The sequence below is a fragment of the Curtobacterium sp. MCBA15_007 genome (genome assembly GCF_001864905.1).
GTDB classification, from domain to species: domain Bacteria; phylum Actinomycetota; class Actinomycetes; order Actinomycetales; family Microbacteriaceae; genus Curtobacterium; species Curtobacterium poinsettiae.
This window is the reverse complement of the sequence record NZ_MJGM01000016.1, coordinates 66276-66557: the sequence shown is the minus strand read 5'-3', so window position 1 is coordinate 66557 and position 282 is coordinate 66276. Positions and strand designations below refer to the sequence as shown.

Sequence of the window (282 nt, the reverse complement as noted above, 5' to 3'; positions counted from 1 at the left end):
GCCGGGCAACGCCCGGCACGCCGCACCCCACGAACGGAGCACCACCATGGACACCCTGCAGATCTCGGCGACCGCGAACGGCCTCAACTACCTGCCCGAGTACGTCGCCGACCTGGGCGGCCTCTTCGCCGAACGCGGACTCACCGTGACCGCCACCGCTTGCGACCCGTGGACTGGCGTCCTCGACGACATCGACTCGGGTGCAGCCCACCTCGCGCTCGGGGGCCTCTGGGTGCCGGCGATGTACGCCGGCACCGCTCGTGCACTGTCCGTCGTCGGCCA

Annotated in this window: 1 protein-coding gene; it reads left to right on the top strand. The window is 71.6% G+C overall.

What is annotated here, in order from left to right:
* Positions 1–46: 46 nt before the first annotated feature.
* Positions 47–282, top strand: a 236-nt coding sequence (locus BIU95_RS18625; RefSeq protein ID WP_217639435.1) for a hypothetical protein, incomplete at its 3' end; no start/stop codon positions are given.